Origin of the sequence: Acetobacter tropicalis (genome assembly GCF_001580915.1) — a bacterium.
Lineage (GTDB): Bacteria > Pseudomonadota > Alphaproteobacteria > Acetobacterales > Acetobacteraceae > Acetobacter > Acetobacter tropicalis.
This window is the reverse complement of record NZ_LHZQ01000217.1, coordinates 27,852-46,000: the sequence shown is the minus strand read 5'-3', so window position 1 is coordinate 46,000 and position 18,149 is coordinate 27,852. Positions and strand designations below refer to the sequence as shown.

At 58.1% G+C, this 18,149-nt stretch carries 18 protein-coding genes and 1 other RNA gene; 10 read left to right on the top strand and 9 right to left on the bottom strand.

Going from position 1 to position 18,149, the window contains the following annotated elements; all coding sequences use genetic code 11:
- Positions 1-17 precede the first annotated feature (17 nt).
- Genes AD944_RS12420 through rbfA form a run of 3 tightly spaced genes read left to right on the top strand, consistent with a single transcriptional unit; the run spans position 18 to position 3,834 of the window.
- The gene (locus AD944_RS12420) at positions 18-674 is read left to right on the top strand and encodes an RNA-binding protein (protein WP_006558902.1); all 657 of its coding nucleotides are present in this window, start codon (positions 18-20) and stop codon (positions 672-674) included.
- Positions 671-3,355, top strand: coding sequence for a translation initiation factor IF-2 (gene infB / locus AD944_RS12415; RefSeq protein ID WP_045542612.1), 2,685 nt, complete (start codon positions 671-673; stop codon positions 3,353-3,355). The genes AD944_RS12420 and infB overlap by 4 nt, the downstream gene beginning before the upstream one ends.
- On the top strand, positions 3,352-3,834 hold the full coding sequence (rbfA, locus tag AD944_RS12410; protein WP_035380149.1) for a 30S ribosome-binding factor RbfA: 483 nt from the start codon (positions 3,352-3,354) through the stop codon (positions 3,832-3,834). The genes infB and rbfA overlap by 4 nt, the downstream gene beginning before the upstream one ends.
- 24 nt (positions 3,835-3,858) lie before the next feature.
- On the opposite strand, the gene AD944_RS12405 is transcribed toward rbfA, so the two are convergent.
- The gene (locus tag AD944_RS12405) at positions 3,859-4,311 is read right to left on the bottom strand and encodes an Lrp/AsnC family transcriptional regulator (protein WP_006558905.1); all 453 of its coding nucleotides are present in this window, start codon (positions 4,309-4,311) and stop codon (positions 3,859-3,861) included.
- Positions 4,312-4,449: 138 nt separating this feature from the next.
- On the opposite strand from AD944_RS12405, the gene alr reads away from it, so the two are divergent.
- The 3 genes from alr to AD944_RS12390 all read left to right on the top strand — a co-directional run bounded on the left by alr (position 4,450) and on the right by AD944_RS12390 (position 8,695).
- A complete protein-coding gene (alr, locus tag AD944_RS12400; protein ID WP_045542613.1) occupies positions 4,450-5,583 on the top strand; it encodes an alanine racemase in 1,134 nt (377 codons plus the stop codon).
- A 41-nt stretch (positions 5,584-5,624) separates the two neighbouring features.
- Entirely contained in the window at positions 5,625-6,881 is a 1,257-nt protein-coding gene (locus tag AD944_RS12395) for a D-amino acid dehydrogenase (protein WP_006558907.1), read from the top strand.
- 113 nt (positions 6,882-6,994) lie between these two features.
- Positions 6,995-8,695: a glucoamylase family protein gene (locus AD944_RS12390; protein WP_236709235.1), complete on the top strand. Its 1,701-nt coding sequence runs from the start codon at positions 6,995-6,997 to the stop codon at positions 8,693-8,695.
- A gap of 135 nt (positions 8,696-8,830) precedes the next feature.
- Here AD944_RS12390 and AD944_RS12385 read toward each other — a convergent pair whose 3' ends face one another.
- The 5 genes from AD944_RS12385 to AD944_RS12365 all read right to left on the bottom strand — a co-directional run bounded on the left by AD944_RS12385 (position 8,831) and on the right by AD944_RS12365 (position 12,865).
- Positions 8,831-9,223 (bottom strand): VOC family protein, encoded by a 393-nt coding sequence (locus tag AD944_RS12385; RefSeq protein WP_045542614.1) that lies wholly within the window; start codon positions 9,221-9,223, stop codon positions 8,831-8,833.
- A 58-nt stretch (positions 9,224-9,281) separates the two neighbouring features.
- The gene (locus tag AD944_RS12380; RefSeq protein WP_045542631.1) at positions 9,282-10,940 is read right to left on the bottom strand and encodes a fumarate hydratase; all 1,659 of its coding nucleotides are present in this window, start codon (positions 10,938-10,940) and stop codon (positions 9,282-9,284) included.
- 43 nt (positions 10,941-10,983) lie between these two features.
- Positions 10,984-11,535, bottom strand: coding sequence for an SspB family protein (locus AD944_RS12375; RefSeq protein WP_035380140.1), 552 nt, complete (start codon positions 11,533-11,535; stop codon positions 10,984-10,986).
- Positions 11,536-11,720: 185 nt separating this feature from the next.
- Positions 11,721-12,054, bottom strand: a transfer-messenger RNA (tmRNA) gene (gene ssrA / locus AD944_RS12370).
- Positions 12,055-12,160: 106 nt separating this feature from the next.
- Positions 12,161-12,865: an HPP family protein gene (locus AD944_RS12365; RefSeq protein WP_201785453.1), complete on the bottom strand. Its 705-nt coding sequence runs from the start codon at positions 12,863-12,865 to the stop codon at positions 12,161-12,163.
- 265 nt (positions 12,866-13,130) lie between these two features.
- Between AD944_RS12365 and thyX the strand changes: the two genes are divergently transcribed.
- The 3 genes from thyX to AD944_RS12350 all read left to right on the top strand — a co-directional run bounded on the left by thyX (position 13,131) and on the right by AD944_RS12350 (position 14,795).
- Positions 13,131-14,039, top strand: a complete 909-nt coding sequence (thyX, locus tag AD944_RS12360) for an FAD-dependent thymidylate synthase (protein WP_006558914.1) — start codon at positions 13,131-13,133, stop codon at positions 14,037-14,039.
- Positions 14,040-14,044: 5 nt separating this feature from the next.
- Positions 14,045-14,344: a hypothetical protein gene (locus AD944_RS12355; RefSeq protein WP_045542615.1), complete on the top strand. Its 300-nt coding sequence runs from the start codon at positions 14,045-14,047 to the stop codon at positions 14,342-14,344.
- 127 nt (positions 14,345-14,471) lie between these two features.
- On the top strand, positions 14,472-14,795 hold the full coding sequence (locus AD944_RS12350; protein ID WP_145912846.1) for a hypothetical protein: 324 nt from the start codon (positions 14,472-14,474) through the stop codon (positions 14,793-14,795).
- 83 nt (positions 14,796-14,878) lie between these two features.
- Here AD944_RS12350 and AD944_RS12345 read toward each other — a convergent pair whose 3' ends face one another.
- The 3 genes from AD944_RS12345 to AD944_RS12335 are packed head-to-tail and all read right to left on the bottom strand — an operon-like array spanning position 14,879 to position 17,329.
- Positions 14,879-15,550: a methionine ABC transporter permease gene (locus tag AD944_RS12345; RefSeq protein WP_045542616.1), complete on the bottom strand. Its 672-nt coding sequence runs from the start codon at positions 15,548-15,550 to the stop codon at positions 14,879-14,881.
- Positions 15,531-16,520 (bottom strand): methionine ABC transporter ATP-binding protein, encoded by a 990-nt coding sequence (locus tag AD944_RS12340; RefSeq protein ID WP_045542617.1) that lies wholly within the window; start codon positions 16,518-16,520, stop codon positions 15,531-15,533. Before AD944_RS12340 ends, AD944_RS12345 begins: the two co-directional genes overlap by 20 nt.
- Positions 16,517-17,329 carry a MetQ/NlpA family ABC transporter substrate-binding protein gene (locus AD944_RS12335; RefSeq protein WP_006560177.1) on the bottom strand — a complete coding sequence of 271 codons (813 nt, stop codon included), beginning with the start codon at positions 17,327-17,329 and terminating at the stop codon, positions 16,517-16,519. The genes AD944_RS12340 and AD944_RS12335 overlap by 4 nt, the downstream gene beginning before the upstream one ends.
- Before the next feature lie 292 nt (positions 17,330-17,621).
- Here AD944_RS12335 and AD944_RS12330 point away from each other — a divergent pair, with 292 nt between their 5' ends.
- Positions 17,622-17,897 carry a hypothetical protein gene (locus AD944_RS12330; RefSeq protein ID WP_045542618.1) on the top strand — a complete coding sequence of 92 codons (276 nt, stop codon included), beginning with the start codon at positions 17,622-17,624 and terminating at the stop codon, positions 17,895-17,897.
- Positions 17,898-18,149: the final 252 nt, after the last annotated feature.

Genomic DNA, 18,149 nt, shown 5'->3' with positions numbered 1-18,149 from the left:
GGAAAGCCTGACAAACAATGAGTGGTGATTTTTTGCCCGAAGCGGATGAAGACGAAAAAGGCCCCCTGCGGCGCTGTGCAGTAACACGGCAGCAGGAAAAACCAGCCTTGATGTTGCGTTTTGTGGTATCACCCTCATCTGTTGTTGTGCCTGACCTGGACGCGCGACTGCCCGGACGGGGAATATGGTTGAGCGCCCAGCGGGATGTGATAGAACAGGCCCGCAAGCGCGGCGTGTTTGCGCGGGCGGCACGGCGGCAGGTAACGGTGCCCGAAGATCTGGCTGTTCAGGTTGAGGCCGGTCTGCGTCGGCGCATGGTGGAACTTCTGGGGCTGGCCCGGCGTGCCGGGCAGTCTACCAGTGGTTTCATGAAGGTGCGGGAGTGGGTGATGCGGCGTGAGGCCGCAGTGATCATTCATGCATCTGATGGAAGCAGGGATGAACTGGATCGGCTCCTGTCGGGTGCCAGGAACTTACCTGTGATTGAGGCGCTTTCGGCTGAAGACCTTGCAAGGGTTTTCGGGCGTGAGCGGGTTGTAAACGCAGCATTGGCGCACGGAGGTCTTGCCTCCCGTCTGTGTTGTGAGAATGAGCGTTTTTCGGGGGTTGCCCAAGGCGGCTCCCGGGTTCGCCGGACCTTTCCGGCGGATGGGTGTGAACAGGCGGGTCAATGAGCGAAGGCAAGGATCAGGATCAGGGTAAGGGACGTTTGTCCCTTCGGCCGGCGGGTCGTTCGGAAGTCGGACGGACGGTTGATGCCGGGTCCGTGCGGCAGAGTTTCAGCCATGGCCGCTCCAAGGTCGTGCAGGTTGAGGTGCGCAAGAAGCGTGGCCCCGGCGCTGCAGGCGGAGCCGGTGGCCGTGGTGCGGGCGGTCGTGCAGGAGGTGGCCGTACCCTGACGGCTGCCGAGCTGGCAATGCGCCAGCGCGTGTTGCAGGAACAGAAGAAAGCGGCTGAAGAAGCCGAACGGCGTGAGGCTGAACGGCGCGAGCAGGAAAAGATCCAGATTCTTTCCGCCGCTGAAGAAGCCCGCCGTCGTGAAGAAGATGAAAAGCGTGCCGCTGAAGAAGAAGCTGTAGCCAAGGCTGAAGCTGAGGAAGCGGAACGCAAGGCGCGTATCGACTCCATCAAGCCGATTGAAGCCAAAGGGCCGGTGGTTTCTGCTGTGCCCATTCCGGGTGAAGTCACGCTGGCTCCCCCTGTTGGGCGCCTGAAGCCTCTGGCTGAGCGGGCGATCATGCCGGCCAAGCCGCTCAAGCCTGCTGCTCCGCGTCCGCAGGCAGCGCCAGCCGCTGCGGCTGATGGTGCTGCGGCTGCTGCCCAGACCCTGCGTCTGCGTGGTCGTGGTACGGAAGGGGATGATGATCAGCCCCGCCGTGGCAGCCCTGCACGTCGTCCGGGTGGCAGTGCGCCTCCGCGCAAGAGCCCCGGTGGTGCCCGTAAGGGTGACAGCGGTCGCCGCGCAGGCCGGATTGATATTCAGGCCGCGATTGAAGGGGATGACGACAAGACGCGTTCACTCGCTTCTGTGCGTCGTCAACGCGAACGTGAACGCCGTCAGGCCGAACTGGAACGTCTCCGTGCCGATCAGGTCCGGGTGGTGCGCGATGTTGTGCTGCCTGAAACCATCACGGTTCAGGAACTGGCTAACCGTATGGCCGCCCGTCAGGGTGAAGTGATCAAGGCGCTGATGAAAAACGGCGTCATGGCAACGGTGACCCAGACCATTGATGCCGATACGGCTGAACTGATCGTTGAAGAATTCGGCCACCGTGTGCGCCGTGTGTCTGAAAGTGACGTTGAGCTGGGCATTGAAGGCATTGAGGACGCACCGGAAGATCTGCAGCCGCGTCCGCCAGTTGTGACCATCATGGGCCATGTTGACCATGGTAAGACCTCTCTGCTGGATGCCCTGCGCACCACAGACGTTGCGGCAGGCGAAGCCGGGGGCATTACCCAGCATATCGGTGCCTATCAGGTGACGCTGGCATCCGGTGCCAAGATCACGTTCCTGGATACGCCCGGACATGAGGCGTTTACCGCCATGCGTGCCCGTGGTGCCTCCATTACGGACGTGGTGGTGCTGGTTGTGGCGGCTGATGATGGTGTGATGCCTCAGACCATTGAGGCCATCAAACACGCCAAGGCAGCCAATGCGCCGATCATTGTGGCCATCAACAAGATCGACAAGCCCGGTGCCAACCCTGACCGCGTGCGTCAGGAACTGCTGAGCCACGAGATTGTTGTGGAATCCATGAGCGGTGACGTGCAGGACGTTGAAGTCTCTGCGCTGAAGCGTGAAGGACTGGACAAGCTGGAAGAAGCCATTCTTCTGCAGGCCGAAATTCTGGACCTGAAAGCCAATCCGAACCGGACGGCAGAAGGTGCGGTGATCGAAAGCCGTCTGGACCGTGGTCGTGGGTCCGTGGCGTCCGTACTGGTGCAGAAGGGCACCCTGCATAAAGGTGACATTGTTGTCGCTGGTGCGGAATGGGGCCGTGTGCGTGCGCTGGTTGACGACCGTGGCCGTCAGGTTGCGGATGCAACGCCGTCCATGCCGGTTGAAATTCTTGGCCTGACAGGCGTTCCTTCTGCAGGTGCTCCGTTTGTTGTGGTCGAGAACGAAAACCGCGCCCGCGAAATTTCTGAATTCCGTCAGCGTAAGCTGAAGGAACATCAGGTTGCAGGTCAGGTTGCGGCTCGCGGCACGCTGGACCAGATGCTGGCCCGTATTCAGGCGGGTGAGCAGAAGGAAGTGGCGGTTCTCATCAAGGCGGACGTTCAGGGATCTGCCGAGGCCATCCAGACCACAGTGCTCAAGCTGGCGCATGAAGAAGTTGCAGTGCGTGTGCTCAACGCAACGGTGGGGCAGATCACGGAAAGTGATGTGCAGTTCGCCAAGGCGTCTGATGCCGTTATCATTGCCTTTAACGTGCGTGCCACAGCGCAGGCCCGTACCCTCGCCCAGCGCGAAGGTGTGGAAATTCGCTACTACTCCATCATCTATCAGGTAGCTGATGATGTGGAGCAGCTGGTGCGTGGCAAGATTGCGCCCAAGCATCGCGAAAAGTTCCTTGGGTATGCCGAAATCCGCAAGGTTTTCGAAATTACCAAAGTGGGCAAGGTGGCTGGCTGTTACGTTACGGAAGGCGTTGTCAAACGCGGTTGTGGCGTGCGTCTGCTGCGTGATGGTGTGGTTATCCATGAAGGTGACCTCAGCCAGCTCAAGCGCTTCAAGGACGATGTCAAGGAAGTGGCCCGTGGTTATGAGTGCGGTCTCTCCTTTGCTGGATACAATGACCTGCGCGAAGGCGATGTGGTCGAATGTTTTGAAAGTGAGTTGGTGCCTGCATGAGCCGTCGGAACGGATCAGACAGGCCTGGAATGAAAGGACCGGCGGGGTATCTCGCCGGTCTTTCTCCTTTAGGGCCGTCTCAACGCCAGTTACGGGTGGGCGAAGAAGTTCGTCGTGTGCTGGCTGAACTTTTTGCGCGGACCACTTTTCGTGATCCTGATCTGGCAGACGCCACGGTTACGGTGACGGAAGTGCGTCTTTCTCCGGATTTCAAACATGCCACCGTATTTGTGGCGCGTCTGGGTCGGAGCGATATTGATGCGCTGCTGCCTGCGCTCAAGCGGGTAGCCCCATGGTTGCGTACCCAGATGTCGCATAAGCTGCGGCTGCGTGTAGCGCCGGAATTGCATTTCCAGCCAGATACAACGCTGGATTACGCCATGCATATGGATAGTCTGCTGAAATCTCCAGATGTGAAGCGTGATCTGGATGAAGAAGACGAACCGGACGCAGACAAGAAAGACGATTCGGAGAACTGAGAAAGGCCACCTTTTGGGGCTTTCCTAGTTCTTCCATGTCTGCACAACGGGGCGGATAGCAAAATTGCTTTGAATCCGCACAACACCCGGCATGCGGGATAGTTCTTCTTTATGAATGCGTTCGTAATCTGACATATCCTGCGCTTCTACGCGTAGCAGATAGTCCGCATCACCTGTCATCAGGTAACATTCCTTTACATCGGGGCAGTCCCGCACACGGCTTTCAAAGCGGCGCAGGCAGTCTTCTGTCTGGCGCTCCAGTGTGATCTGTACAATCACCGTCGCCATGGTGCGTGTGGCATTGCGATCAATAATGGCGCGATAGCCCTGAATAATTCCGTTTTTTTCCAGAAGTTTAACCCGGCGCAGGCACGCTGAGGGCGAAAGACCCACACGCTGGGCCAGATCCGCATTGCTCAGCCGTCCATCATGTTGCAGGTGGCGCAGAATGGCGTCTGTCATGCGGTCGAAGATCATGTATCTACTTCCTGTCTATTGCCGCATGTTATGCGATAAAAATCATCTTTGTCAGAATTTTATGCGACAAAACGGCAAGATATGCCACACACTCTTTGCTAAAATTGTCATATCGAAACAGTGTGGAGTTCTGGCACCATGTCTTCCTGTTCTCTTCCGCGTGCTGACTGGGCTGCTACCCGGGCAGGTGCCGTGTTGACGGTGGATCTGGGAGCCATAGTGGACAATTATCGCCAGCTTGTTCAGCGCACTGCCGGTGCGGTGTGTGCTGCGGTGGTCAAAGCGGATGCCTATGGGCTTGGCGCGGCGCATGTGGCGCCTGCTTTGCAAAAGGCTGGCGCAAAAGAGTTTTTTGTTGCGCATGTGGATGAAGGGTTGGCTCTGAGACCCTCCCTTTCGCCACACGCGCGGATTACCGTTCTGCACGGGGCCCGGCCGGACGCTTTGGCGGAATGTGTGGAAAGCGGGCTGCGGCCCGTGCTCAACAGCATGGAACAGATTGCGCAGTTACGTGCACTGGCTGAGCGGAAGGGCAAGGCGCTTGATGCTGTCTTACAGTTGGACACAGGCATGTCCCGTTTCGGGCTTTCTGCAAGTGATGTTCAGCAGCTTTTTGAAAACCCTGCTCTGCTGAAAGGGATATCTCTCAGCCTGATCATGAGCCATCTTGCCTGTGCGGATACGCCGGAGAACCCGGCTAATGCCCAGCAGTTGGAGCGGTTGAAACAGTATGCCGCCCTGTTGCCTCCGGCACCGCTCAGCCTCGCGGCATCATCCGGTATTTTTCTGGGTGCTGCGTATCATCAGGATCTGGTGCGCCCCGGTGCAGCACTTTATGGCGTGGCCCCCAATGCCTCTGGTCCCAATCCCCTGAAGCAGGTGGTGCGTTTGCAGGCGCGTGTGCTGCAAACCCGTACGCTCTCAAAAGGAGACAGGGTGGGATACGGGCTGACATGGCAGGCCGAGGGGCCATGCCGGGTGGCGACCCTTGCTACAGGATACGCGGATGGTTTTGCCCGTCAGGGCGCCAGCACGGGCTGTGCGTGGTTCAAGGGGCAGAAATTGCCCATTCTGGGCCGGATTTCCATGGATTCCATGACGGTGGATGTCTCTGCCATTCCCGAGGCGGAGCTGGCGGCTGATGCACTGGTGGATCTGCTGAACACACAATATGGCGTGGATGATGTTGCCGCTGCGGAAGGGACCATCGGCTATGAGGTTCTAACGTCTCTGGGGCGGCGGTATCACCGCATTTACCAGAATCTCGTGTGAAAACATCTGATATTTTCTGAACACATTAAGGACGACGCATTATGAAAGTTCTTGTTCTGGGCGGTGGCGTGGTTGGGGTAACCTCCGCATGGTATCTGGCGCAGGCCGGGCATGAAGTGACCGTTGTGGACCGTCAGCCTGAAGCCGGGATGGAAACCAGCTTTGCCAATGCAGGCCAGGTGTCGCCCGGTTATTCCGCCCCGTGGGCCGGGCCGGGTGTGCCGCTTAAATCCATACGCTGGCTTATGATGGCGCATCGTCCGTTTGTGTTCTGGCCGCTGCCGGACCCGCATTTGTGGAAATGGCTGTGGCAGATGCTGGAAAACTGCACCACCCCTGCGTATGACCGGAACAAGGGCCGTATGGTGCGGCTGGCAGAATACAGCCGTGATGTGCTGGGAGACCTGCGCAAGGAAACCGGCATTACCTATGATGACCGGCAACAAGGCACCTTGCAGGTGTTCCGCACCCAGAAGCAGCTTGATGGCGCGGCATTGGATATTGCAGTGCTCAAACAATACCAGGTGCCCTATGAGGTGCTGGACCGTGATGCCTGTGTGAAGGCTGAACCCGGCCTTGCCGATGCCGCACATAAAATTGTGGGTGGTCTGCGTCTGCCAGGTGATGAAACGGGTGATGCGTTCAAGTTCACGCAGACACTGGCCAGCATGGCTGCAAAAGCGGGTGTAACCTTTCTGTACAACACCAAAATCAAGCAGATTCTGGCAGATGGTGGCCGCATTACTGGTGTGGAAACCAGCGGCGGCGTGCTGACGGCCGATTCCTATGTGTTGTCTCTGGGCAGTTTCTCACCGGGAGTGGTCCGTCCGCTTGGGCTCGATCTGCCCATCTATCCGGTGAAGGGATATTCCCTGACGGCTGCCATTACGGATGCAGCCCGTGCGCCGGTTTCCACCATCATGGATGAAACGTTCAAGATCGGCATTACCCGTCTGGGAGACCGCGTGCGGGTGGGGGGCACGGCGGAACTGGCAGGGTTCAGCCGCCGCCTGCGTGCACCGCGCCGGGAGACACTGGAACATTCCGTGACAGACCTGTTTGCCAACTGCTGTGATGTACCCGGCGCCACGTTCTGGACCGGCCTGCGACCCATGACGCCGGACGGCACACCCATTATTGGCCGCACAGGATATGAAAACCTGTTCCTGAACACGGGACATGGCACGTTGGGCTGGACCATGGCCTGTGGCTCCGGCCGGGTTCTGGCCGATATCATGTCTGGAAAGAAGCCTGATATAGCTTATGAAGATCTGAACGTCTTCCGTTACGGTCAGTAAAATTCGCTCCGCCTTCTTTTGGGAGGGCGGCGTTTCTATCGTTTCTTTAACAAAACTTTAAAGTCTCTTATTCGCATATCGTGGTTTTTTCAAAACTGTGTCCTGTTACTGTCATGGCAGTGACATGGATATGCCTGTTTTGGGTGGTTCCTTACCTGTGTCTGCCGGAAAAGCGTGGTGTTCCGGCATTGGGAAATAAGGGGTGGGCTACAGTCGATATGGTGGATAAGCGGTTTTCAGGGCAGGGTTCTCTGCGCCGGAAAAGGCGGCAGGGTGCGCGTCCGGGTGTTGGTTTTCGGGTTGTTCTTTCTTTTGGCGTCGGGCTTTTTGCGGCTGCTGGTGGGGGGCTGGCCCCTACCGTGACGCACGCTGCCGAGGCCAGTATTTCTTCTCCGGCTGTTTCCCAAAAGACTGTTTCAACGGCAGCGGCTCCGTTCAAGCCCAATGCGGCAGATCAGGCGCTGCTGGAAGATTTGGAACACCGCACCTTCCAATGGTTCTGGGAGTCCGGAGACCCGCAGACCGGGCTGGTGCCTGACCGTTATCCGTCTGATCAGACACAGGCCAGCGTGGCGTCCATCGGGTTTGGGCTTACGGCTTACGGCATTGGCGCTGAACGTGGCTATATTACGCGGGCTCAGGCCATTACGCGTACGTTGAATACCCTGCGTTATCTTTCTCGCCTGCCGCAGAACGCCAGTGCGGACGATGCCTCTGGCTATCACGGATTTTTCTATCATTTTCTGGATCATAAAACCGGCCTGCGCTTCAACAAGGATATCGAGCTCTCCAGCATTGATACCGCGTTGCTGATGCAGGGTGTGCTGTTTACAGAAAGCTATTACACGCAGGATACGCCGCAGGAGCGTGAAATCCGCACATTGGCCAACAGGCTTTTCCAGAATGTGGATTGGCCGTGGATGCGCCGGCCCGATCAGCGCCTGAGCATGGGGTGGTCGCCAGAACATCAGTTCCTGCCCAATTATTGGGAAGGCTACAGTGAAGGCATGATGGCCTATGTGCTGGCGCTGGGGTCTGTCACGCACCCGTTGCAGCCGGCATCATGGCAGGCGTGGCTGGCCACTAATGACAAACGCTGGGGGGAATATAGCGGGCAGACGCTGCTGAATTTCGCACCGCTTTTCGGGCACCAGTACACCCATTCCTGGATTGATTTCCGGGGCATTCAGGATGACTGGAACCGTGAAAAAGGCATCGATTATTTTGAAAACAGCCGTCGCGCGGCCTATGCGCAGCGGTCCTATGCCATGGCCAACCCCGGCAAGTGGCAGGATTACGGACCGGATGTATGGGGGCTGACAGCAAGTGACGGCCCCGGTGAAGTGACAGAAACCGTCAACGGGCAGACGCGCCACTTCTTCTCCTATTCCGCACGTGGGGCCGGGCGGGATTACACGCAGGATGACGGCACCATTGCCCCCACGGCGGCGGGTGGGTCCGTTGCCTTTGCGCCGGAAATTGCGGTGCCTGCCCTGCGGGAAATGAAAAAGCGATATGGCAGCCACATTTATGGCCGCTACGGCTTTGTGGATGCGTTCAACCCCAGTTACCACAAAGGCAAGATGCCTTTCTGGTCTGACACCGCTTATCTGGGCATTGATCAGGGGCCCATTCTGCTGATGCTGGAAAACCGCCGCAGTGGGTTTGTGTGGAATGTCATGAAAAGTAATCCGGTTATTCGGCAGGGATTGCTGCGTGCCGGATTCCGGGGCGGCTGGCTTGGCACGTCTTCTGCGTCTGACACCGCACCGGCCGAGCAGAAAAGTGCCGTGCGGACCAATCAGGCTGGGTAAGACATTTGGCCTAATGCGAGGCAGAGGACGGACGAGGCAGGGCAGGGGGCTACCCCTGCGTTGCTTCCTCAGACGCGTTTACTGTCTCTCATATAAAAAGCGCCGTTCAGATCAGACTGAACGGCGCTTTTTTGATCAGCCCTGATAGGAGGCAATTTCAATCAGGTTCTGGTCCGGATCATGACAATAAACGGATGTGATCGGCCCAAGCGCCCCCAGGCGCGCCACGGGGCCTTCCACAATGCTCACGCCACATTTCTCCAGATGTTCGACCACATCGTCACTGGTGACGGCGGTGACAAAGCACAGGTCATTTCCCCCCGGCAGCGCGTGGACGGCGGTTTCCCATCCGTCAGTGCCCTGCGGGCGCAGGTTGAGCTTCTGGCCACCAAAACGCAGGGCCGTGCGGTTGTTGCGCCCGTATTCCTCCCGCTCCATCCCTAATACCCGCTGGTACCAGGATGCTGAAATTTCGAGGTCTCTTACAGTCAGGACAGCATGGTCCATCCGGTCAACGGTAAAGCGCATGAAACGGCAGGGCTCCTCTGGCTGGCCCGCCTTCCCGTAAGGCGGGCGGCTGAATGGCTCAGCTTAACTCAGCGTAGAAGTCATTGCCCTTATCGTCGATAACAATAAACGCGGGGAAGTCCTCGACCTCAATTTTCCACACAGCTTCCATGCCTAGTTCGGGATACTCAAGCACTTCCACCTTGCGGATGCAGTCCTGCGCCAGCCGGGCTGCGGGGCCGCCAACGGAGCCCAGATAGAAACCGTCATATTTCTGACAGGCGTCCTTCACGGCTTTGGAGCGGTTGCCCTTGGCCAGCATGACAAAGGAGCCGCCATTGGCCTGAAGCTCCGCCACATACGAATCCATGCGCCCGGCCGTTGTCGGGCCAAAGGAGCCAGTGGCCATGCCGGTGGGTGTTTTGGCAGGGCCTGCGTAATAAACGGGGTGGTCTTTCAGGTATTGCGGCAGACCTTCACCCCGGTCCAGCCGTTCCTTGAACTTGGCGTGGGCAATATCGCGCGCCACAACCACGGTGCCGGTCAGCGCCAGACGGGTTTTGACAGGATATTGCGAGAGTTCCTTGCGGATCTCATCCATGGGGCGGTTGAGGTTGATCTTGATGGCGTCTCCACCCAGATGCTCGTCCGTGGTTTCAGGCAGGAAGCGGGCAGGGTCATGCTCAAGCTGTTCCAGAAAAAAGCCATCCGCCGTGATGCGGGCCTTGATCTGGCGGTCAGCAGAGCAGGAAACGCCCATGCCAACCGGCAGGGAGGCTCCATGGCGCGGTAGGCGGATCACCCGCACATCGTGGCAGAAATACTTGCCGCCAAACTGCGCGCCAATGCCCAGCTTGCGGGTAAGGCCCAGAATTTTCTGTTCCATTTCCACATCACGGAAGGCGTGGCCGGTGGGGCTGCCGCTGGTGGGCAGGCTGTCATACCAATGGGTGGAAGCCAGCTTGACGGTTTTCAGCGTCTGCTCGGCAGACATGCCGCCAATCACAATGGCCAGATGGTAAGGCGGGCAGGCGGAGGTGCCCAGCGTTTTGATCTTGGTGTCCAGCCAGTCCAGCAGCTTCTGTTCAGACCCCAGCAAGGCGCGGGTTTCCTGAAACAGGAAGGTCTTGTTGGCGGAGCCGCCGCCCTTGGCCACAAACATCAGATCAAACTGTTCATCATGATGCGTGGCGGGGCTGGCGAAGATATCGCACTGCACGGGCAGGTTGGTGCCGGTGTTCTTTTCTTCGAACATGGACAGAGGCGCCATCTGCGAATAGCGCAGATTGGTGCGGGTGTAAGTTTCATACACCCCCTTGGAGAACGCGACTTCCTCATCGCCCTCAACCCACACACGCTGGCCTTTCTTGCCGAAGACAATGGCGGTGCCGGTATCCTGACACATGGGCAGCACACCCCCTGCGGCAATGCAGGCGTTCTTCAGCAGATCAAGAGCCACAAAGCGGTCATTGTCCGAGGCTTCAGGGTCTTTGAGGATGCTGGAGAGCTGTTCCAGATGTTTGGGCCGCAGGTAATGGGCCACTTCATGGAACGCCTGCGCCGTAAATTCTGTCAGCGCTTCGGGTGTGATGTGCAGAACGGTCTTGCCGCCACAGTGAGAGGTGCTGACACCCCCCTTGATATCCACCTTGCGATAGGTGGTGGTGTCTTCCCCCAACGGAAAGATGGGGGAGTAAGCAAAGGCAGGCACAGGCGGGCGGGGGGGCTGGCTATTCATGGTGTGCGTGATCTCCGTGGCCTTGGCCCCTCTGCCGGGGCCATCAGGCGGGTGATGGCCCTTTCTTGCGAAAAGCGTCAAGGCTCACCACCTGCGGAGATGAATCACTTTCTGCTGTTCCGCTGGCTTCCTGCTGGTCTGCGGCGTTTGCATCCACCACGGGCGTGTCCGTGGTTTCGGCTTCATCCGGTTCTTCTGCCATGAAATGAAGGCTGAGATGGATGGAAGGATCAGCAAAGCCGGTAAAGGCGCGCACGGGAATGACCAGCGTGCTGCCAATGCCGCCAAAGGACAGACCGACAGACACAATGCCTGCCGGGCGATCTACCTTCAGGTCCCAGAACTGGTGTTGCAGCACTATGGTCATCTCATGCGGATACTGGGCGCGGAGACGGGCCGGAATGTCCACGCCGGGGAAGTCAGTCCGGAAAGTCAGATAGAAATGGTGCTCGCCTGCAAGCCCTTCACGGCTCACATATTCGAGCGCACTCAACATCACACCCCGGTAGGCGTCTTCCAGCCAGCGTTCATAAGGCAGCAGGCTTTCAGGGGGAAAAGCGCCGTTTTCCGGTGTGTTATCGTGGTCATCAGTCATGGCGGCTCTCCTGTTCTGCGCCGGTATGGGGGCTCCGGCGTCCTTTTGATCACTCTGCCGTCAGCCATGCGGGAAAGGTGTGGCGAGCGCAAGGCAGTGGCGCATGATTCTCTGCCACGGCAGGCAGCCATGCAAAATGCAAAACGCCTGAGAGCGTAAAAAATAAACAGCGATGAGGAGAAAAAAGTGGGAGGGCTTCTGTTGCCCGGTGCCCTCCCGAACCGCGCTTATCGCTTATGCAGCAACAGCGAGCACCTCTGAGTTATCGTTGGCACTTGTAAGTTTAGCCCGATAACGGTGGTACAATGCCGGGCAAAAGGAAGGTCTTTACCACGCGTGTCGAGCCTGTTTCGTCCCCATCTGTCCATGCCCGTAAAGGCCGGATTTTTATGGTGGAGACGCCGGGTACTGCCCCCGGGTCCACTACGCTTATTCCACGTTCCGTTTATCGCCATAGCCAAGGGGCAAGCCCCTCCTGCACGGCTGAACATAAGGAGCACACGGGCTTTTTGCAAGAGGCACGCTGCGGGTGGTGTGATGCCAGCGGTGTGGCTGGGTCTGGTGGAAGACTCGGGCCGCGCCTGCAGGTGGCCGTGTGGCCACTGCGGCATGACGGTGGAGCGGGTTATTGCGCGGCGGCAGCGGGCCCGGGCGGTTGTGCCTGCCGTTGGTGTGCGTGGCTTTCGGCCAGAACCAGCAGGCGTTCCAGATCGTCCACTTCAATATCAAATGTTTCGTCTGTTTTGCTCAGGGCCGCCAGAATATCCTCCCGCTGCACGCCTGTTTTCTGGGGCGGGGCAGGAAGAGCCTGATGAGGATAGGTGTGTCCTGTCAGGTGGTGAAAGGCGACCCCCACCCCCACGAGCAAAACTGAGTTCAGGCCAACCGGAACAATGGGAAACAGGAAGGCGGCCCCAAGCCCGGCAGAAGAGGGATGCATGAGCACGGAGGTAAGCGCCGCCGCGCCGCCGGGTGGGTGGAGGGTGCGCGTCAGACTCATGACCAGAATAGCAAGCCCCACGGCCAGCCCTGCCGCTGGCATGGGGTTACTGACCACCAGACTGACCAGCACCCCAACCATGGCGGAGATCATGTTGCCGCCGATCACGGCCCTTGGGGAGGCCAGTGGGCTGGCAGGCAAGGCGAACACCAGAACGGAAGACGCCCCTATGGGCGCAACAAGAGCGGGCAGGGAGGCCGGGGTGACGCATCCTGTCACCAGCATGCTGGTCAGGATTCCGCACACGCCTCCAAGCCCGATCAACACGGGTGAGGGCTTTGGCCGGATAAGAGTCATGCCGGAGGGCAGAAAAGAGACATGTTTTTTCATTGAGGAGAGATCTGCCGGAAGGGCGGAGAGAAGTTGAAGAGTTTTTTGTAACGGTTTCAAAATTACTTTCTGGGGGCAGGATTTTTTCTGACACGTCTGCTCATGTGTGTCCAATGAAGAGTGCTGAAATACGGCGCTGCCAGCGGGGAAAAGGCCGCTCACCTCGCGGGGCTGACGTGCTTGACGGAGGGCCTATGAAGGGATTGGGTTCAGTTTCCTGCTTCTGTAGTGTATGCGATGCCTCCAAACAGTTCCGGGGAACAGCATGTCACTGACCGATGCCCAGCGGGCGGAAATCGCCGCGCACGCCAAAGAAACCACCCCCACCCGCCGGCCAACCGTGCCCGCGCTGGAGGCCATGCTGTATGAACCGCAGGAGGTTCTGGACCACGGGTTCCTGCGCGTGATTGATTACATGGGGGACGATTCCGCCATTGTGCAGGCAGCACGCGTTTCCTACGGCCGGGGCACCCGCAAGGTTTCTGAAGATGCGGGGCTGATCCGTTACCTGATGCGGCACCGCCATTCCTCACCGTTTGAGATGTGTGAGATCAAGTTTCACGTCAAACTGCCCATCTTCATTGCCCGGCAGTGGATTCGCCACCGTATGGCCAGCGTGAACGAATATTCTGCCCGCTATTCCATTCTAGACAGTGAGTTCTATCTGCCCGCGCCTGAACACATGGCGGCGCAGAGCGAAATCAACCGGCAGGGCCGTGGGGCCGTGCTGGAAGGCGAGGCCGCGGCGGAGGTGCTGGATATTCTGCGCAATGACGCCATGCGCACCTACAGCAATTATGAAAAAATGCTGAATACGGACGAAGGCTATGGTCTGGCGCGTGAACTGGCCCGTATCAACCTGACGCTGAATACCTACACGCAATGGTACTGGAAGATTGACCTGCATAACCTGATGCACTTCCTTGCCCTGCGGCTTGACCCGCACGCGCAGTACGAAATCCGCGCCTATGCGGAAGTGATGCTGAAGGTGCTGCATGCGTGGGTGCCCCAGACTGCTACCGCCTTTGAAGAGTATCGCCGTGGCGCGGTGACATTCTCCGCCAGCATGATGAAGGTGGTACGCCGGATGCTGGCTGGTGAAAGCGTGGAGCGCGAAGGCTCCGGCCTGAGCAAGCGCGAGTGGGATGAAATGATGGCCAGCCTGAAAGGCTGAGAACAATGGGGCAGGGTGTGCAGCAGAACAATAAGCCGGTTGCCCCAGTGCCTTCTTCTGTGCCGGACTCTGATCTGGACGCCGTGTTTCTGGAGGGGCTGGAAAGACAGCAGGGCGAGCATCTGCCTGCGCCCCCCTCCAGCTTCCGTCTGCCGCGTTTTACGCCGTTTGTGGTGGCGGCTGTGGTGCTGGTTGGCATCTGGCTGGCGCTGTTTCTTACGGCTCCCAAGAACACAAAGCCCCAACATCTGCATATTTGCGAGACCGGAGGGCCGGAAAGCCACAAAGCTCTCTGCCTGCATTAAAGGGCAGCTTCAAAAGGCATGCAGATTAGTCTGTGCTTCCTTCATTTACGTCTGAAAGCATAATCTTCTTAAAGAAGAACCCGGATTTTATCCTATTTTGGCAGTGTGCCTGGATCACAGCGCTCTCATGGTGAAGGCTATGTGGCGCTGTTTCGCAACAGGCTTTCTGGCGGGGGGTGTCTATCTGTTTGATGAACCTGAGGCAGCGCTTTCCCCGGTGCGTCAGATCGAATGTCTCCAAAGCGTGCGGGAAGCGGAAAAAACGGGGGGACGCGCTGTTTGTCATCGCGACCCATTCCCCTTTTGTCTGGCCTATCCGGGCGCGACCCTGCTGTATCTGACGCCTTTCGGCTTAATGGAGCATCCTTTTCAGCAGACAGAACATTTTCAGGTTCTTGGTGAATTTTACAAGGCACCTGAAGACTTCATGAATACAATTTTCGACGAATGAAAGAGATAAATATTTTCTGAAAAATTGTTTTCTTGTAACTGTATTTCGCAAATATGGATTTTCAGTATCCCTGCCAGGTGGTGTTACGCCGCGTGCGTGGCTGCCCCATGCCGCAGGCGGCGGGAGAGCAGATTGCCTACGCCCTGTAGCCCCGTCACCAGCACAATCAGCACAGCCACCACTCCCAGCATGACAGGTGTATTGAAGCGCTGGTACCCGTAGCGGATGGCCAGATCTCCCAACCCACCTGCGCCGATAACACCGGCCATGGCGGAAGCGCCAACCAGCGTGACCAGTGTGACGGTAAAACCGGAGATCAGACTGGGCAGGCTTTCAGGCAACAGTACATAGCGCACCACCATCCAGCGTGTGCCGCCCATGGCGCGCACGGCGTCTATCAGTCCGGGGTCCACTTCGCGCAGCGAGACCTCGGCAATGCGGGCAAAATAGGGAATGGCCGCAATGGAGAGCGGCACAATGGCCGCCGTGGTGCCCAGTGCTGTGCCCGCAATCAGCCGCGTTACGGGAATAAGCAGCACCAGCAGAATAATGAACGGCACAGCCCGCACGGCGTCAATCATCAACCCAAGAATGCGGGCCAGCAATGGCATGCGGCAGAGGCCGGAGGGGCCTGTCAGCACCATAAGCACAGCCAGCGGCAGGCCGCCTGCCACGGCGATCAGACCAGAAGCCAGCACCATTTCCAGCGTCTGGCCTGTCGCCTGTAGCAGAAGCTCAAGAATCAGCCGGGACATACCCTACCACCTCCACGGACTGGCTCGCATTTTTCAGAAAAGTCAGGCTTTCTTCAGATGGGTTGGCAATCTGCACAAGCACGTCCAGTTCAGGCACGCTCTGGTGTGCGCGAATCTGCGTGGCCAGAACCGTGGCGTTGGTCTGGTGCTGGTGGGCAAGTTGGGCAAGCAACTGGCTCACCAGATCCTGTGTGCTCAGGCCAAGCCTCAGCACCGTCTGGGCGTTGGGCGTGTGAATGGTGGAAAAACCTGCTGGCAGGGCGGGTTCGGATGTCTGTTCAGAGGCGTCCAGAATATCCGCTGGTGTGCCTCGGGCGACAATGCGGCCTTTATCCAGCACCAGCACATGGTGGGCCAGTTGCCGCACCACATCCATTTCATGCGTGATGAACACAATGGTCAGGCCCAGCGTGCGGTTGATATCCGCCAGCAGCGCCAGAATGGAGGCTGTGGTCTCCGGGTCCAGCGCGGAGGTCGCTTCATCACACAGCAGCAGGCTTGGGTTGGCTGCTAAGGCACGGGCAATGCCGACACGCTGCTTCTGCCCGCCGGAGAGCAGGGCCGGATATTTGCGGGCGTGATCAGCCAGCCCAACCAGTTCCAGCAGTTCGGCCACGCGGCGGGTACGCTGTTCCTTGGCGACACCAGCAATTTCAAGCGGCAACGCCACATTGGCGGCCACCGTGCGGGCATTAAGAAGGTTGAAGTGCTGAAACACCACGCCAATCCGGCGGCGTAGTGTCACCAGACGGTCTTCGGGCAGAGTGGCGAGGTCTTCGCCCTCAAGCAGGATACGGCCGGACTGGGGGCGCTCCAGCCCGTTCAGGCACCGCAGCAGGGTGGATTTGCCAGCACCTGACCGCCCGATAATGCCGACACTATCCCCTTTGGAAACGGAAAAGCTGATGTCCTGCAAGGCTGTTTGCGCACCAAAGGCACGGCTGACATGCTCGACCTGAAGGAGTGTCATGACCACGCCGGAACAATGGCCCCATGATACACATCCAGCAGAGCCTGCCGCACATTGGGTTGCTGATAGGCCGCAACCAGCGGTGCAACCCATGGCGCGGTATGGTCAGCCTCGTTCACGGCAATGAAGCACACGTAAGGGTTGTTTTGCAGGGATTCCTGCCCAATACGCTGCTTTTCAACATCAATACCGGCTTTTCTGGCCCATTCCGTGTTGACCACTGCCGCATCCAGATCAGGCAGGGCGCGGCCCACCACACCAGCATCCAGTTCCCGAATGGTGATGTTGCGCGGGTTCTCCGTAATATCCAGTGCTGTGGGTGTCAGGCCCGCGCTATCTGACACCTTGATCAGCCCCAATGTCTGCAGCAGCTTGAGGGCGCGGCCCTCATTACTGGGGTCATTCGGCACGCCAATGGTGGCGTTTTTGGGCAGGTCGGCCACGGATTTCCAACGGGTGGCATACAGCCCGATGGGGGCAAAATAGGTATTGCCCACCGGCACGATATGGAAATTGCTGGCGCTGTTCTGCGCTGCCAGAAACGGGCCGTGCTGGAAGGCATTGGCATCCAGTTCATGCTCGAACAGGGCTTCATTCGGGCCGTTATAGTCGGAAAACGTGGTGATCTTGAGGGTCAGGCCCGCTTTGGCCGCGTTTTCCGTTACAATGCGCCAGATATCCTCATCCTCACCAGACATGATGCCAACGCGCAGGGTCTGGGGTGCGGCGGCATATGCGGCACGGCCCAGAAAAGGCGCACTGCCCAACAGGGCCAGAGCAGACCGGCGGGAAAGAGCGGAAAAAGACATAATGTGCCGCACCTGAAAGCTGAAGAACGAAAAAGGGATATAACAAGAGGTGATGATTGAATGGAATGTAATCACTATGTCAAGTGTGTTTAAATGGAAGCGGAATTATAATACGAAACAAAAACGGACTTTGCGTTCTCCTTTTTCGTGTCTGCACCAGTCACATGTTTGCCATGTGGGCTTGGGGGTGCAACTGGTGCTGGACTTTCTCTCTTATTTGAAGAGATGTCATGGTGTTTGCTTCTATCATGGCATGTTGCACAGACCATTTCCGACTCAGGGAATTAGAGGAATGTTTATTTTGAAACGTAAGGCTTTTCATAAGTTCTGTCTGGCTCTCTCCGCCACGGCTGCCGTGGGGCTGATGGCTCCCGCTCATGCGGAAACCACGCGGGAAAAACAGACCGCCGCCTGCAAGGGGGATGCCATCAAGCTTTGTGGCCTCTTTATTCCCAATGAGGAAAAAATTACGGCCTGCATGCAAAAGAAGAAAGACAAGCTCAGCCCGAAATGCCGCGCCTTTTTTGACAAGGACCCTGCCAAGAAAAAGAGCGGGACCAAGAAATAAGCCGCCGTGCTCCTTGTGGGGGGCTGTAACGGCAACCTTTAAGGGGCACAGCAGGGTCATGAGGCGGTTTTAAAAGGCAGTTGAAAATATCTTCTGGTGCCTTTTGCCTTAGCCTTGTCCGCCCGCAAAAGGCCGAGCTAGCTCTCGCTGGCACCTTTTGTAATAGTCTCTTCAACGCCACCAAGAGGTGGGGCAGAGGCCGGAGCGAGTTGCCTGCCTCCAGACGGATTTTTAGGCCACCCGCTCTATGGG